We start from the raw sequence: 14,325 nt of genomic DNA, 5'->3' as shown, positions 1-14,325 counted from the left end.
GGCTTACATCTCCTCCCCGGTGGCGTGGATGTCGACGTCGACGGGAAGCCCGGCGAAGCGCCCGGCCAGCCGCTCCAACGAGAAAAGACAGACGAGCGCGCCTCCGAAAATGACCGGCAGGAAGCTCACGCCGCCGGGCAGGGCGAGGGACGGCATCACCGTATTCCAGGTCAGCCTGGCCAGTTGGACGCCGTAGATGATCATGCCGGCGCCGAACGCCAGCACGACGATGTCGGAGATCGTGCGCATCACCGCCTTTGCCGGCGCCGGCAGGAAATAGAGCAGCACGTCGAAGCCGAGATGCGTGCGCTCGCGCACGCCGACCGCAGCCCCAAGGAAGATGAACCAGCCCATCAGCAGCACCGAGCAGGCCTCTGTCCAGCTCGGCGAGCGGTTGAGCACATAGCGCGAGAAGACCTGCCAGGTGATGATGATCGTCATCAAGGTCAGCCCGGCGCCGCTGACCCACAGCGCCAGCGTCGCCAAACCCGACAACAGCCGCTCGGCGCGCAGCCAGAACGCCGCGCCGCCACCCTGCCGCACTGGCGGCGCTGAAGCGCCGCCGGGCCTATCGTCGGTGCTCGTCATTTCGCCGCCTGGATGCGGGCGGCGAGATCCTTGAGCTCGGGCGTCGCGAGATACTTGTCATAGACCGGCTTCATGGCGTCGATCAGCGGCTGCTTGTCGACCTCGCTGACCTTGACGCCGGCCTTCTCGACGATGTCGCGCGACTTCTTCTCCTGCGCGTCCCACAGCTCGCGCATCTTGACGACGCTGTCCTTGGCCGCCTGCCTGACGATCGCCTGGTCTTCCGGCGACAGCTTGTCCCAGCTGGCCTTCGACATCACCAGCACTTCCGGCACGATCTGGTGCTGATCCAGCGTGTAATGCTTGGCGACCTCGTAGTGCTTGGCGGATTCGAAGCTTGGCCAATTGTTCTCCGCGCCGTCGATGACGCCTGTCTGCAGGGCGGAATAGACCTCGCCATAGGCCATCGGCGTGGCGTTGGCGCCGAGCGCGTTGACCATGTCGACGAACACGTCCGACTGGATGACGCGGAACTTCATGCCCTTGAGATCGGCGATCGAGGTGATGTCCTTCTTGGTGTTGTAGAAGGAACGCGCGCCGGAATCGTAGAAGGCGAGGCCGACGAGGTCATGCGCCTCGAAAGCCTTCAGGATCTGGTCGCCGATCGGCCCGTCCATGACGTGGCGCATATGCTCGACCGAGCGGAAGATATAAGGTAGCGACGGCACGGCGGTTTCCGGCACGATGCCGTTGAACGGTCCCATCGACACACGATCCAGGTCGATCACGCCCGATTGCGTCTGCTCGATCGTGTCCTTCTCCTCGCCGAGCTGCGCCGAATGATAAACCTCGATCGAATAGCGGCCATTCGTCCGCTGCTTGATCAGCTCGCCCATATATTTGACCGCCTCGACGGTCGGGTAGCCGTCGGGATGCGTGTCCGACGAGCGCAGCACGGTCTCGGCATTGGCAATGCCGATGAGCAGCGAGCCGAAGGTCAATGTGACCGCCGTCAATTTCGAAAAATGCAACATGACTTCCTCCCTTTGAAACCCTGACGTACCGCTCAGAGCCGGTACGCCTTCTTGGCAAGCGTATAGGCAAGCTCGCGCGCCAGCTCATGCGCTTCCTCCTCGCGCAGCCGGTGCTCGGCGACGAGCCGCGCCAGGAATGCGCAGTCGACGCGGCGGGCGACATCGTGGCGCGCCGGTATCGACGGAAAGGCGCGTGTATCGTCGTTGAAGCCGACGGTGTTGTAGAAGCCGGCGGTCTCGGTGGTCATCTCGCGGAAGCGGCGCATGCCTTCCGGGCTGTCGTGGAACCACCAGGCCGGCCCGAGCCTGAGCGCGGGATAGACGCCGGCAAGCGGCGCCAGCTCGCGCGCGTAGCTCGTCTCGTCCAGCGTGAATAGGATGATCGTGAGGTCGCGCTCCAGCCCGACGCAGTCGAGCAATGGCTTCAGCGCCGTCACATAGTCGGTCCGGGTCGGGATATCGAAGCCCTTGTCGCGGCCGAACTTTTGAAAAATAGCCGGCGAATGATTGCGCCATGACCCCGGATGGATCTGCAGCACCAGGCCGTCGTCACGGCTCATCTTGGTCATTTCGGTCAGCATCTGGGCGCGGAACAGCCGCCGCTCGCGCTCGTCCTCCGTGCCGCGGCGGATGCGGTCGAACAGTTCCCCGGCCGCGGCGTCGGAAAGATTGGCGGTCTCGGCGGTTGGATGGCCGTGATCGGACGAGGTCGCGCCGAATTCCTTGAAATAGGCGCGGCGCTGCCGGTGCGCCTCGAGATAGCCGGCCCAACTGCCGGTATCGCAGCCGGTGATCTCGCCCAGGCGGTCGAGATTGGTCGAAAAACCTTCGAAATCGGGATCGACCACGGCGTCCGGCCGGTAGGCGGTGACGACGCGGCCCTTCCAGCCGCTGTCGCGGATCATCCGGTGCCATTTGAGGTCGTCGAGCGCGCCTTCGGTCGTCGCGATGACCTCGATGTTGAAGCGCTCGAACAGCGCCCGCGGGCGATAGTCCTCGCGCTGAAGCAGCGCCGCGATCGTGTCGTAGTGGCGGTCGGCCGTGCTCGCATCGAGCGGCTCGTCGATGCCGAACAGATGTTCGAACACATGGTCGAGCCAGAGTCGGGTCGGCGTGCCGCGGAACAGATAGTAATGCTCCGCGAAGCGCCGCCAGATCACCCTGCCGTCGGTCTCGACCGGAGCCCCACCGAGCGTCGGGGAATCGAGCGTTGGCACGCCGAGCTCTTCGAGCCGCACGCCCTGGCTGAACAGCATGCGGAAGATGTAGTGGTCCGGCACGATCAGCAATTGCGCCGGATCGGGAAACGGCTCGTTGAGCGCATACCAGCGCGGGTCGGTGTGACCATGCGGGCTGACGATCGGCAGGTCCTTTACCCCGGCATAAAGGGCACGAGCCAACGTTCGCGTTTCCGGCGCGAACAGCAGGTCCGGATCGGTCAGTGCTGCCACGTGGCTCCTCCCAGGCTGGCCCTATTGGTAGATCGGGTGGAGATAATGTCAACATACAAAAATCATCAGGTTGTATGATGACTTTTGCATAAGCAGCTGCCATTGTACGGGGCGGCGACGGATGCTACGCCGCAGCCGCCCCGTTGCTGCCCAACGAGCGGCTCGACGCGCCGATCGGAGACCTCAGACGCCAATGAACAGCCGCCTTTCCAACGCCACAGTCGCCAAGCTGCCAGGCGCGATTGCCATACCGCGCTACGATCGCGGCGCCGTGACGCCCGGCATCGTCCATCTCGGCGTCGGCGCTTTCCACCGCGCTCACCAGGCGGCTTATGTCGACGCCTGCCTGGCGGATGGCGAAGCGGATTGGGGCATCGTCGGCGTCTCGCTGCGCAGCCCCGACACGCGCGATGCGCTGGCGCCGCAGGACGGGCTCTACACGCTGGCGGTGAGGGACAGCGCCGGCGAGCAGCTGCAGGTGGTCGGCTCGATCCGGTCGCTGCTGGTGGCACCGGAAGATCCCGACGCGGTGCTCGCCGCGCTCATCGACCCGCGCACTCGCATCGTCACGCTGACCATCACCGAAAAAGCCTATCTGAGGGCGGCCGACGGCGGCCTCGATGAGAACCATCCCGACATCGTGCACGATCTGGCAAACCCCGGATCGCCGAAGACCGCGCATGGTTTTCTGACCGAGGCGCTTCTGCGGCGCCGCGCCGCCGGCGCGCCACCTTTCACCGTGCTCTGCTGCGACAACCTTCCGGCCAACGGCGCCACGCTGCACCGGCTGCTGGTCGAGTTTGCAAAGCTGCGCGATTTACGGCTCATCCGCAAGGATGATGCCGGGCTCGCCCGCCAGGGCGATGCCGCCCGTTCCGGCGCAGGCGATCTTCCGTTAGCCGGCTATATCGCCGACGAAGTGGCCTTTCCGTCGAGCATGGTCGACCGCATCGTGCCGGCGACTACCGATGCCGACCGCGCCCGCATCGCTGGCGAACTCGGCCTCGAGGATGCCTGGCCGGTGATGACCGAACCGTTCCGTCAATGGGTGATCGAGGATCGTTTCCCGGCCGGACGGCCGGCCTGGGAAAGATTCGGCGTCACCATGGTCGAGGACGTCGGTCCCTTCGAGGACATGAAGCTCAGGCTGCTCAACGGCGCCCATTCGGGCATAGCCTATCTGGGGCTGCTGAGTGGCCATGCTACCGTCGATCGCGCCTTTGCCGATCCGGCGATCCGGCAATTCGTCGACTGGCTATGGGCTGAAGCCATTCCAACGTTGCCACAGAACGCCGGGCTTGATCCCATACCCTACACGGCCGAACTCGCCGACCGGTTCGCCAACACCGCGCTTGCCCACCGCACGGCGCAGATCGCCAATGACGGCAGTCAGAAGTTGCCGCAGCGTATCGTCGCCACCTCCCTCGCCAGACTGGAAGCAGAATTGCTTCCCGAACATCTTTCCTTGGTTGTCGCCGCCTGGATCGCCGCATGCGCGGCGCGCGGCTCAACGCTGCCGGAAAGCCATTTCACCGACCCGCTCGACGCCCCGCTCAATGAGGTCTTCAGCAAGGCTCTTCCGACGAGAGAGACGGTCGCGGCCGTGTTCGACCTGGCGGGCTTTGCCAAGGGCCACGCGGAGCGTGAAAAGCTGGTCGATTTTGTCGCCACCCATCTCGTTCACCTGAAGCAGGGCGGTCCGATTCTTGCCCTTGCCGCGCTTGGCATCGCAGACAAGAAAAGTGGATCAGGCGCCGACTGAGACCTTTCCCCCGCGCATCATCTATCTGCTCGCGTTCACTTCCTGACGCGACGCGTAGTCGACCCCATTCGAATTCCAGAACAGGCGCACCGCCTTGCCGACGAGATTCGCGTAGGGGACCGTGCCCATGGTGAAGCGGCTGTCGGCGGAATTGTCTCGGTTGTCGCCGAGCATGAAATACTCGTCCGTCGGCACCGTGATTTCGGGCGTGTCGTCGCCGACCGAGCTCACATCATAGTCGATCACCAGATAGGACACGCCTTCCGGCAGCGTTTCCCGCTGCAGCCGGGCCGAGCGTATGTCCCGGGTGGAATATTCGCCGAGGTCCTCGACCTTGACGGGAGCGCCGTTGATGTGGAGCCGGCCGTCGACCATCTGGATCCGGTCGCCCGGCAAGCCGACGATGCGCTTGACGTAATCGGTGTCGGGATCGCTGCGCGGCCTGAACACCACCACGTCTCCCCGCTTCGGCGGGCTGCCGAGGAACCGGCCCTGGAACGGCAGCAAACCGAAGGGGACGCTGTAGCGGCCATAGCCATAGGCGGATTTGGAGGCGAAGAAGTAGTCGCCGACTTGAAGCGTCGGCTCCATGCTGCCGGACGGCATGGAAAACGGCTGGAACAGAAAGGTGCGGATCGCGAGCGCAGCGCCGTACGAGGCGAGAAGGACCAAGACGAGGACCCAAAGCCCGTGCGCGTACCACTTGTCCGGCCTGAAGCGCGGCGCGAAAGGGACGACGATCGCCGCCGACAGAACCGCCATGCCGAGCCCTGAAAGGTCGGCGGCCCAAGCGAGATCTATGCCCGGAAAAACCGGAAATCCGATGTAGCAGACGGCCAAGGCAGCCAGATCGAGGACGATCAGGCAGGCGACGGCCAACCTGCCGGCGCCGATCCACAGGAAGCCGCCGAACGGTCCGCCGAATACCGCCACGAGCGCCGTCGACCATCTGGATCGTGAGGCTGATTCGCTGGACATCCGGCGCCCTCAGAGTAATTCCAGGAAAAGTGCGAAGCGGTTTTCCGTCAGGGATTGCGTCAAGACAAGGAGATGGAGCGGCTCGCCGTCTCCGTGAAACGGCAGACGCTCCGACAAGCAGGCGGACTGTCCATCAAACGAAAAAGCGGGGCAAGCCCCGCCTTTTCAATCATCTGTAAGGAGCCGTCGTCAGGCTGGAATAAGCGCGCCTTCCAGCGTGGTGAGCTGGCTGAGGAACTGCTCGGCCTTGGCACGGCTCTCGTCGTCCTTGGCGTCGGCGGCGTCTTCCCTCGCCTCCTGGATGCGGCGGGTGATGTCGGCGCGGTCGATGTCGTTCACATGAGTCGCCGATTCGGCGAGCAGCGTGCAGCCAGAAGGCAGGATGTCGGCGAAGCCGCCGAACACCACGTAGCGCTCTTCCTTGCCGGCCGCGGTCTTCACCGTGACGACGCCGGGCTTGATCGTGGTCATGACCGGAGCGTGCTGCGCCATCACGGTCATCTCGCCTTCGGCACCCGGGATGACGACGGACTCGACCTGCTCGGAAACGAGCAGCCGCTCCGGCGAGACCAGTTCGAACTTGAAAGCTTCAGCCATGCTTGTCTAGCGAGTAGGGAATAGTGAGTAGCGAGTAGTGAAGAACTCCGCCGGCCCACCGATCCCTATTCGCTACTCCCTATTCGCTATTCGCTTCTTTACGCCGCTTCAGCTGCCAGGCGCTGCGCCTTCTCGACCGCTTCCTCGATGCCGCCGACCATGTAGAAAGCGGCTTCCGGCAGGTGGTCGTAGTCGCCGGCGCAAAGGCCCTTGAAGCCCTTGATGGTGTCGGCGAGGTCGACCAGCTTGCCCGGCGATCCCGTGAACACTTCGGCGACGAAGAACGGCTGCGACAGGAAGCGCTCGATCTTGCGGGCGCGCGCAACGGTCTGCTTGTCCTCTTCAGACAGCTCGTCCATGCCCAGGATGGCGATGATGTCCTGCAGCGACTTGTAGCGCTGCAGGATCGACTGCACCTGGCGAGCGACCTGGTAGTGCTCCTCGCCGACAACCATCGGGTCGAGCATGCGCGAGGTGGAATCCAGCGGATCGACGGCCGGGTAAATGCCCTTTTCCGAGATCGCGCGGTTGAGCACGGTGGTGGCGTCGAGGTGGGCGAACGAGGTCGCCGGCGCCGGATCGGTCAGGTCGTCGGCCGGAACGTAGATGGCCTGCACCGAGGTGATCGAGCCCTTGGTCGTCGTCGTGATGCGCTCCTGCAGCGCGCCCATGTCGGTGGCGAGAGTCGGCTGGTAGCCCACCGCCGAGGGGATGCGGCCGAGCAGCGCCGACACTTCCGAGCCCGCCTGCGTGAAGCGGAAGATGTTGTCGACGAAGAACAGCACGTCCTGGCCCTGGTCGCGGAAATACTCGGCGACGGTGAGGCCGGTCAGGCCGACGCGGGCGCGGGCGCCCGGCGGCTCGTTCATCTGGCCATAGACGAGCGCGGCCTTGGAGCCCTGGCCGCCGCCCTTCTTGTTGACGCCGGATTCGATGAACTCGTGATAGAGGTCGTTGCCTTCGCGGGTGCGCTCGCCGACGCCGGCGAACACCGAGAAGCCGCCATGGGCCTTGGCGACGTTGTTGATCAGTTCCTGGATCAGCACGGTCTTGCCGACGCCGGCGCCGCCGAACAGGCCGATCTTGCCGCCGCGGGCGTAAGGCGCCAGCAGGTCGAGAACCTTGATGCCGGTGACCAGGATCTGCGCTTCCGTCGACTGGTCGACATAGGCCGGAGCCGGCTGGTGGATGGCGCGCATTTCGACGGCGTCGACCGGGCCTGCTTCATCGACCGGCTCGCCGATGACGTTTATGATGCGGCCGAGCATGCCCGGGCCGACCGGAACCGAGATCGGCCCGCCGGTGTCGAAGACGTCCTGGCCGCGCACGAGACCCTCGGTCGAGTCCATGGCGATGCAGCGCACGGTGTTCTCGCCGAGATGCTGGGCGACCTCGAGCACCAGGCGGTTGCCGACATTGTCGGTTTCGAGCGCGTTCAGAATGGCCGGCAGATGGTCTTCGAACTGCACGTCGACGACGGCGCCGATGACCTGGCGCACCTTGCCGGCGGCGCCGACCCTCTTTGCCGCGACGTTGGCCGTCTTCGCCGCTGCCGCCTTGGCGGGTGCTGCTGCCTTGGCCGGAGCGGCCGCCTTCTTAGCCGGAGCGGCCTTCGCTGCTGCCGGAGCCTTTGCCGCTTCCTTGGGGGCCGATGCCGCCTTGGCGGTCTTCGGGGTAGCTGCTTTCGCCATCGTCTTTGCCCTTTTCGTCTATCTGTTGTTCACGCCATCGCCGCGAGATCGATGACCTCGCGCGGCGCGCCTAGAGCGCCTCGGCGCCCGAAATGATTTCGATCAGTTCCTTGGTGATCTGCGCCTGCCGCTGGCGGTTGTAGGTGATCGACAGCCTGTTGATCATGTCGCCGGCGTTGCGCGTCGCATTGTCCATCGCGCTCATCTTGGCGCCCATCTCGCCCGCCGCGTTCTCGAGCAGCGCGCGGAAGATCTGCACCGCGATGTTGCGCGGGATGAGGTCGGAAAGGATCTCGCCCGGCTCCGGCTCGTATTCGTAGACGGCGGTGGCGCCGTTGCTCGTCTCGGCTGCGGCGGAAGCCTGGGCTGCCGGAATGATCTGCTGCGCCGTCGGGATCTGGCTGATCACCGACTTGAACTGCGAATAGAACAGCGTGCAGACGTCGAAGCCGCCCTGGTTGAACAGGTTGATGACCTTGCGCGCGATCGCATCGGCATTGACGAAGCCGAGCGTCTTGACCTCGCGCAGGTCGACACGATCGAGGATCAGCGAGCCGTATTCGCGGCGCAGGATGTCGTAGCCCTTCTTGCCGACGCAGATGATCTTGACCTGCTTGCCGTCGGCGAGAAGCCTGCGGATATGATCGCGGGCAAGACGCGCGATCTGCGAGTTGAAGCCACCGCATAGGCCCCGCTCGGCGGTGCAGACGATGAGCAGTTGCACGTCGTCCCTGCCGGTGCCGGTCATCAGCGCCGGAGCGTCGCCGCCGCCGCCGATCGCCTGGGTGATGTTGGCCAGCACCGCGCCCATCCGCTCGGAATAGGGTCTGGCGGCTTCCGCCGCTTCCTGCGCGCGACGCAGCTTCGCCGCGGCGACCATCTGCATCGCCTTGGTGATCTTCTGCGTCGCCTTGACCGAGGCGATACGGTTACGAAGGTCTTTTAACGAAGCCATGCTTCAAACCCGATCCCGTCCGGCTTCGTTCAAGCAAAGGTCTTGGCGAAGGCGTCGATTTCCGCCTTCAGCTTGGCGCGCAGGTCGTCCGACAGCGCCTTCTCCTTGCGGATGCCGTCGAGCACGTCCTTGCCGGCCGAGCGCATGTGGCTGAGCAGGCCATGCTCGAACTTGCCGACCTGGTTGAGCGACAGCTTGTCGAGATAGCCGTTGACGCCGGCAAAGATCACCGCGACCTGCTCCTCGGTCTTGAGCGGCGAGAACTGCGGCTGCTTCAAGAGCTCCGTCAGGCGCGAACCACGGTTCAAGAGGCGCTGCGTGGCGGCGTCGAGGTCGGAGCCGAACTGCGCGAAGGCCGCCATTTCGCGGTACTGCGCGAGCTCGCCCTTGATCGAGCCGGCGACCTGCTTCATCGCCTTGACCTGCGCCGAAGAGCCGACGCGCGACACCGACAGACCGACGTTCACCGCCGGGCGGATGCCCTGGAAGAACAGGTTGGTCTCGAGGAAGATCTGGCCGTCGGTGATCGAGATCACGTTGGTCGGGATGTAGGCCGACACGTCATTGGCCTGCGTCTCGATGATCGGCAGCGCGGTCAGCGAACCGTTGCCGTTGTCGTCGTTGAGCTTGGCGGCGCGCTCCAAGAGACGCGAGTGCAGGTAGAAAACGTCGCCCGGATAGGCTTCGCGGCCCGGCGGGCGGCGCAGCAGCAGCGACATCTGGCGGTAGGCGACGGCCTGCTTCGACAGGTCGTCATAGCTGATGAGGGCATGCATGCCGTTGTCGCGGAAATACTCGCCCATCGTGCAGCCGGCGAACGGCGCCAGGAACTGCATCGGCGCCGGGTCGGACGCGGTGGCGGCGATGATGATGGAGTAGTCGAGCGCGCCGCGCTCCTCCAGCACCTTCACGAACTGCGCGACAGTCGAGCGCTTCTGGCCGACGGCGACGTAGACGCAGTAAAGCTTCTCCTTCTCGGGGCCGTTGTCGTGCACCGACTTCTGGTTCAGCATCGTGTCGAGGATGATGGCGGTCTTGCCTGTCTGGCGGTCGCCGATGACCAGCTCGCGCTGGCCGCGGCCGACCGGGATCAGCGCGTCGATGGCCTTCAAGCCGGTCGACATCGGCTCGTGCACCGACTTGCGCGGAATGATGCCGGGCGCCTTGACGTCGACGCGGCGGCGTTCGGTGGCCTTGATCGGGCCCTTGCCGTCGATCGGGTTGCCGAGCGCGTCGACGACGCGGCCGAGCAGGCCGGGGCCGACCGGCACGTCGACGATGGCGCCGGTGCGCTTGACGGTGTCGCCTTCCTTGATGTCGCGGTCGTTGCCGAAGATGACGACGCCGACATTGTCGGCTTCGAGGTTCAGCGCCATGCCGCGGATGCCGCCCGGGAATTCGACCATCTCGCCCGCCTGGACGTTGTCGAGGCCGTAGACGCGGGCGATGCCGTCACCGACGGACAAAACCTGCCCGACTTCGGAGACCTCGGCCTCCTTGCCGAAATTCTTGATCTGGTCTTTCAGAATTGCGGAAATTTCCGCGGCGCGGATGTCCATCAGCCGACCTCTTTCAGTGCAAGCTTGAGCGAATTGAGTTTGGTTTTGAGCGACGTGTCGATCTGGCGCGAGCCCATCTTCACGATCAGCCCGCCGAGCAGCGACGGATCGACCGTCATGGCGATGGCCACGTCCTTGCCGGCGATGCTCTTCAGCGTCGCCTTGAGCTCGGTCTGCTGCGCGGCCGTCAGCGCATGCGCCGAGGTGACCTCGGCGGAAGCCTCGCCACGATGGTCGGCGGCGATCTGGCGGAACGCCTTGATCATGCCGGGCACGGCGAACAGGCGGCGGTTGCGGGCGACGACGCGCAGGAAGTTGCCGACGAGGCCGGTGATCTTGGCCTTGCCGATGATCGCGCCGATGGCCTTGGCCTGATCGTCGCTGGAGAACACCGGGCTGTTGATCAGCCGGGCAAGATCGGCGCTGCCGTTCAGCATCGCCTCGAAGTCGTTGAGGTCGGCTTCGACCTTGGCGACCGAATTTTCCTGCAGCGCGAGCTCGAACAGCGAGCTTGCATAGCGTTCTGCGACAGCTGAGATTGGCGATGACGATTGGGCCACGGACCGTCTTTTCTCTTGTCTGACAGGCCGCAGATTGTTGGCGCGAGCAAAAACTCTGGCTAAATCTTTGACCTTACTGCGATTTTTCCAAGCACGGAGGGATGGCTTCCGCTATCCCCGGCCGAAAGTCGATTGCCGTCTAGCACAGGCCTTTTAAGACCGCAATGCATCGTCCGGCATGGTTTTCAGGCACTTTTGTCGCATCAGGCGGCGGAGGCCACCTTAAGCGCCGGATTACTGCATGTCGCCCAAAACTGTGCGGCGGTTTTGGGAGAACGACATGCATCAGAACAAGAACCTGAAGCGCGTCGCTTGAATCCGTTTCAGCGCGACGCGCTTTGGTCGCGAATTCACGGCACGAAGCCGAAGGCGAAGGCCAGCGGCAGCGCCGCCAGCGCCAATTCAACCACGATGGAGGCCCAGTTGAAAGGGGTGTTGGCGCCGTCCGACATCATCGACAAAAGCCGGCCGAAAGCGGTGAACAGCCAGGAGAAGCCGAGCGCCATGTAGAGAAGCGGCTGCGCCAAGAGGATGCAGCACAGGCTGACGCCGAGATAGAAGCCCGACATGCGGCCGCGCCCCTCGGCGATCGCCGCGGCCTTCTCCGGCTTGGCCTGCAGGCGCAGGATGCGGAAGGCGAGGTTCGGCGCCAGGAATAGGAGCAGGCCGATGAGCAGCGTGACGACGGCGCTCGACCAAGCCAGCCACTCGCCCTGGCTCGCCGGCCACGGAAATGCGAATTCCATCTGATCCCTCGTAAAGTCTTGTTCTGAAATTGCCGGCATTCTAGCGGAGGAAAAGCCGCGCGCCAGATGGCCGCCGGCACATTAGAACAGGCGCAAGAAAGACACGTCGGAAGAGCGCCTGGTCAGGACAGCGCGAACTCGATCGCGGCCTCGGCATGGATGCGCGTGGTGTCGAACACCGGGATATCGAAATCGCCCTGCCCGATCAGCATGGTGATCTCGGTGCAGCCCATGATGACGCTGTCCACCTTCTCGTCGCGCCGCATGCGGCCGACCTCGGCGATATAGGCGGCCTTCGATCTGTCCTCGACGACGCCCTGGCAAAGTTCGTCATAGATCACCCGGTGCACCATGTCGCGGCCGGCCTGATTGGGCACCACGGGCTGCAGCCCGTATTTGTCGGCAAGCCGCCCTTTGTAGAAATCCTGCTCCATGGTGAAGCGGGTCGCCAGCAGCGCCGGACGCTTCACGCCCGCCTCGACGACGGCGTGCGCAGTGGCATCGGCGATGTGGATGAGTGGGATCGACACCGCCGCCTGCACGTCGTCGGCGAGCTTGTGCATGGTGTTGGTGCAGATCACCAACCCATGCGCGCCGGCCGCCTCCAATCCGCGCGCCGCTTCCACGAGAAGGGCGCCCGCACCCTCCCAATCGCCCATAGGCGCTAAGATAGGTGTTGCAGCGCGGAATCGGTTGTGATTCTACGCTGAGGATGACACACGAATCACTTGTTGATGACGGCTGGGCCGAGACGATTGCGCTTCTCGGCGGCGAAGAGTTGATCGCAGGAAGTGCGCGCGAGACGAAGGCGTTCCTGCGACCGCGGGGTATCCGGTCGGCGTGCGATCTGTTGCGCCTGACATTGGCTTACTGCCTTGGCAAGGTGGGCATGCGGGGCGTCGTGGCCTGGGCGGCGGCGAGCGGGATTGCCGACATCTCGGACGTGGCCTTGCTCGGCCGGCTGCGCAATGCAGGGCCGTGGCTGCAGCAGTTGATTGGGCATCTTTTGAAGCGCGAGGAAAAAGGCTTGGCCAAGGGCCGGCTGATCCGCATCCTCGATGCGACGGCGGTTGCCAAGGCCGGTGCGCATGAGAAGAAGAACAATGGCCTTTGGCGCATGCACTGCGCCTTCGAGCTTGAGCGCGAGCAGTTCGATTTCCTCGAGATCACCGACCAAAGCGAGGCCGAGCTGATCGACCGCGTGCCGGTGGTGGCGGGCGAGATCCGCATCGGCGACCGCGCCTATCTGCAGGCCGAGCGGATCGCAAGGGTCATGGCGCAAGGCGGCGACGTTGTCGTGCGCGCGTCGTGGAAGAATGCGCGATGGCTCGACGCCAACGGCAAGGCGTTCGATCTCATCGGCTACCTGGAGAGCCGCCGCGAGGAAGTCTTCGAAACGCCTGTCCGGTTGGCCCTCAAGAAGGGCGAGCCTGTGAAGATGCGCCTGATCGCCTTGCGCAAATCCGAGGCAGCGGCACAAGAAGCGCGGCGCAAAATCAACAAGGAAGCCAAGGCCAAGGGCAACAAGGTTCGACCCGAGACGCTGATTGCGGCCGGCTTCGTCATCCTTGTGACCTCGCTTGACCGGCAGGAGTTTCCCGCCGGCACGGTTCTCAAGCTCTATCGCATGCGCTGGCGCATCGAGCTCGCCTTCAAGCGTCTGAAGAGCCTGATCGGGCTGCGCGCGCCTCCCGCCAAAGACCCAAGGATCGCAAAGCCTTGGATTCTTGCCCACTTCCTCATCGCGCTTGTGACCGAACCCCTCTCGCAGGAGTTGGGTGTCTCTCCCCCTTGAGCGACGGGCGCCCGCTGCTGTGGCGCGCCACCCGCCAGATCGTCGCCTCGCTGATCGCAGCGATCTTTACTCAGCCTCGCTTGGCAAGCTTGCGCCAAAATCTCCATGCCTTGCGGCATCGTTGGCGTGAGCCACCGCGAAAACGCAAATTTCAAGCCATGCCAAAGCTATCTTAGCGCATATGCCCAATCGCCTGCATGTTGGCGTTCGGCAATCTCGGCGAAATCGAACGACCACAAAAGCAGCTTAGCCGAATGCAGCCCGCCCAGCCGCTCGCGCACGATCTCGTTGAGCAGGCGGTAGTAGATCGCCGTCGATTCCCAGCTCATGCCGCCGATCAGGCCGAGGGTTTTCATGACCGGTTGTTCCCTTTCCTGGGTGATTCCCGATACTATGAGCACATGAGACCACAAGGAGGTCGTCGTGAGAACCATTCAGCTTGGGCTGGCCAAGGCAGGACTCTCGGCGATCGTCGAGGCCGCAGAAAACGGCGAGCCAACCATCATCACAAGACACGGCAAGCCGACTGCCATGGTTGTCCCGGTTGATGAAGGGCGAAAGCTTTATCCGCAAGGCAGCCAGAAAAACTTCGCGGACCTTTTGCTTGAGTTTCCGGGCGGTATCGAATTTGAGCGAAATGAAGCGCCGTCGCGAGATATCGAATTTTAA

14 protein-coding genes and 1 pseudogene are annotated in these 14,325 nt (G+C 64.1%); 3 read left to right on the top strand and 12 right to left on the bottom strand.

What is annotated here, in order from left to right; all coding sequences use genetic code 11:
* Window positions 1-3: 3 nt before the first annotated feature.
* From QAZ47_RS05565 to uxaC, 3 genes are read right to left on the bottom strand one after another with little or no spacing between them, the layout of a single operon-like run.
* The gene (locus QAZ47_RS05565; RefSeq protein WP_278232792.1) at window positions 4-588 is read right to left on the bottom strand and encodes a TRAP transporter small permease; all 585 of its coding nucleotides are present in this window, start codon (window positions 586-588) and stop codon (window positions 4-6) included.
* Window positions 585-1,562 carry a TRAP transporter substrate-binding protein gene (locus tag QAZ47_RS05560; protein WP_278206008.1) on the bottom strand — a complete coding sequence of 326 codons (978 nt, stop codon included), beginning with the start codon at window positions 1,560-1,562 and terminating at the stop codon, window positions 585-587. The genes QAZ47_RS05565 and QAZ47_RS05560 overlap by 4 nt, the downstream gene beginning before the upstream one ends.
* A gap of 32 nt (window positions 1,563-1,594) precedes the next feature.
* A complete protein-coding gene (uxaC, locus tag QAZ47_RS05555) occupies window positions 1,595-3,013 on the bottom strand; it encodes a glucuronate isomerase (protein WP_278206006.1) in 1,419 nt (472 codons plus the stop codon).
* A 193-nt stretch (window positions 3,014-3,206) separates the two neighbouring features.
* On the opposite strand from uxaC, the gene QAZ47_RS05550 reads away from it, so the two are divergent.
* A complete protein-coding gene (locus tag QAZ47_RS05550; protein WP_278232791.1) occupies window positions 3,207-4,775 on the top strand; it encodes a mannitol dehydrogenase family protein in 1,569 nt (522 codons plus the stop codon).
* A 21-nt stretch (window positions 4,776-4,796) separates the two neighbouring features.
* On the opposite strand, the gene lepB is transcribed toward QAZ47_RS05550, so the two are convergent.
* The 8 genes from lepB to QAZ47_RS05510 form a co-directional block, all read right to left on the bottom strand.
* A complete protein-coding gene (lepB, locus tag QAZ47_RS05545; protein WP_278232790.1) occupies window positions 4,797-5,753 on the bottom strand; it encodes a signal peptidase I in 957 nt (318 codons plus the stop codon).
* A 189-nt stretch (window positions 5,754-5,942) separates the two neighbouring features.
* Window positions 5,943-6,350 carry a F0F1 ATP synthase subunit epsilon gene (locus tag QAZ47_RS05540; protein WP_278075897.1) on the bottom strand — a complete coding sequence of 136 codons (408 nt, stop codon included), beginning with the start codon at window positions 6,348-6,350 and terminating at the stop codon, window positions 5,943-5,945.
* A 98-nt stretch (window positions 6,351-6,448) separates the two neighbouring features.
* Window positions 6,449-8,041, bottom strand: a complete 1,593-nt coding sequence (gene atpD, locus QAZ47_RS05535) for a F0F1 ATP synthase subunit beta (RefSeq protein ID WP_278206003.1) — start codon at window positions 8,039-8,041, stop codon at window positions 6,449-6,451.
* 70 nt (window positions 8,042-8,111) lie between these two features.
* Window positions 8,112-8,996 (bottom strand): F0F1 ATP synthase subunit gamma, encoded by an 885-nt coding sequence (locus tag QAZ47_RS05530; RefSeq protein ID WP_278075899.1) that lies wholly within the window; start codon window positions 8,994-8,996, stop codon window positions 8,112-8,114.
* A gap of 29 nt (window positions 8,997-9,025) precedes the next feature.
* Complete coding sequence (gene atpA / locus QAZ47_RS05525; protein WP_278232789.1) at window positions 9,026-10,555, bottom strand: F0F1 ATP synthase subunit alpha; 1,530 nt, start codon at window positions 10,553-10,555, stop codon at window positions 9,026-9,028.
* The gene (locus tag QAZ47_RS05520) at window positions 10,555-11,115 is read right to left on the bottom strand and encodes a F0F1 ATP synthase subunit delta (RefSeq protein ID WP_278232788.1); all 561 of its coding nucleotides are present in this window, start codon (window positions 11,113-11,115) and stop codon (window positions 10,555-10,557) included. The genes atpA and QAZ47_RS05520 overlap by 1 nt, the downstream gene beginning before the upstream one ends.
* A 350-nt stretch (window positions 11,116-11,465) precedes the next feature.
* Window positions 11,466-11,861, bottom strand: a complete 396-nt coding sequence (locus tag QAZ47_RS05515) for a DUF4345 family protein (RefSeq protein ID WP_126091336.1) — start codon at window positions 11,859-11,861, stop codon at window positions 11,466-11,468.
* A gap of 122 nt (window positions 11,862-11,983) precedes the next feature.
* Window positions 11,984-12,487: an amino acid racemase gene (locus QAZ47_RS05510; RefSeq protein ID WP_278232787.1), complete on the bottom strand. Its 504-nt coding sequence runs from the start codon at window positions 12,485-12,487 to the stop codon at window positions 11,984-11,986.
* An 86-nt stretch (window positions 12,488-12,573) separates the two neighbouring features.
* On the opposite strand from QAZ47_RS05510, the gene QAZ47_RS05505 reads away from it, so the two are divergent.
* Window positions 12,574-13,656: a transposase gene (locus tag QAZ47_RS05505; protein WP_278230985.1), complete on the top strand. Its 1,083-nt coding sequence runs from the start codon at window positions 12,574-12,576 to the stop codon at window positions 13,654-13,656.
* A 185-nt stretch (window positions 13,657-13,841) separates the two neighbouring features.
* On the opposite strand, the pseudogene QAZ47_RS05500 reads toward QAZ47_RS05505, so the two are convergent.
* Window positions 13,842-14,012: pseudogene (locus QAZ47_RS05500) on the bottom strand (aspartate/glutamate racemase); the annotation flags it as partial.
* Window positions 14,013-14,079: 67 nt separating this feature from the next.
* Between QAZ47_RS05500 and QAZ47_RS05495 the strand changes: the two are divergent.
* The gene (locus tag QAZ47_RS05495) at window positions 14,080-14,325 is read left to right on the top strand and encodes a type II toxin-antitoxin system Phd/YefM family antitoxin (RefSeq protein WP_278232786.1); all 246 of its coding nucleotides are present in this window, start codon (window positions 14,080-14,082) and stop codon (window positions 14,323-14,325) included.

This window comes from Mesorhizobium sp. WSM4904 (genome assembly GCF_029674545.1).
In the GTDB taxonomy this organism is placed as follows: Bacteria; Pseudomonadota; Alphaproteobacteria; order Rhizobiales; family Rhizobiaceae; genus Mesorhizobium.
Note: the sequence above shows the minus strand (reverse complement) of the source record. Positions and strands in the feature narration are given on the sequence as shown.

What these genes read in the sequence shown, in the direction of transcription:
- QAZ47_RS05565 (WP_278232792.1), bottom strand. Translation starts at nt 588, where the DNA reads ATGACGAGCACCGACGATAGGCCCGGCGGCGCTTCAGCGCCGCCAGTG.
- QAZ47_RS05560 (WP_278206008.1), bottom strand. Translation starts at nt 1,562, where the DNA reads ATGTTGCATTTTTCGAAATTGACGGCGGTCACATTGACCTTCGGCTCG.
- QAZ47_RS05550 (WP_278232791.1), top strand. Translation starts at nt 3,207, where the DNA reads ATGAACAGCCGCCTTTCCAACGCCACAGTCGCCAAGCTGCCAGGCGCG.
- lepB (WP_278232790.1), bottom strand. Translation starts at nt 5,753, where the DNA reads ATGTCCAGCGAATCAGCCTCACGATCCAGATGGTCGACGGCGCTCGTG.
- QAZ47_RS05540 (WP_278075897.1), bottom strand. Translation starts at nt 6,350, where the DNA reads ATGGCTGAAGCTTTCAAGTTCGAACTGGTCTCGCCGGAGCGGCTGCTC.
- atpD (WP_278206003.1), bottom strand. Translation starts at nt 8,041, where the DNA reads ATGGCGAAAGCAGCTACCCCGAAGACCGCCAAGGCGGCATCGGCCCCC.
- QAZ47_RS05530 (WP_278075899.1), bottom strand. Translation starts at nt 8,996, where the DNA reads ATGGCTTCGTTAAAAGACCTTCGTAACCGTATCGCCTCGGTCAAGGCG.
- atpA (WP_278232789.1), bottom strand. Translation starts at nt 10,555, where the DNA reads ATGGACATCCGCGCCGCGGAAATTTCCGCAATTCTGAAAGACCAGATC.
- QAZ47_RS05515 (WP_126091336.1), bottom strand. Translation starts at nt 11,861, where the DNA reads ATGGAATTCGCATTTCCGTGGCCGGCGAGCCAGGGCGAGTGGCTGGCT.
- QAZ47_RS05505 (WP_278230985.1), top strand. Translation starts at nt 12,574, where the DNA reads ATGACACACGAATCACTTGTTGATGACGGCTGGGCCGAGACGATTGCG.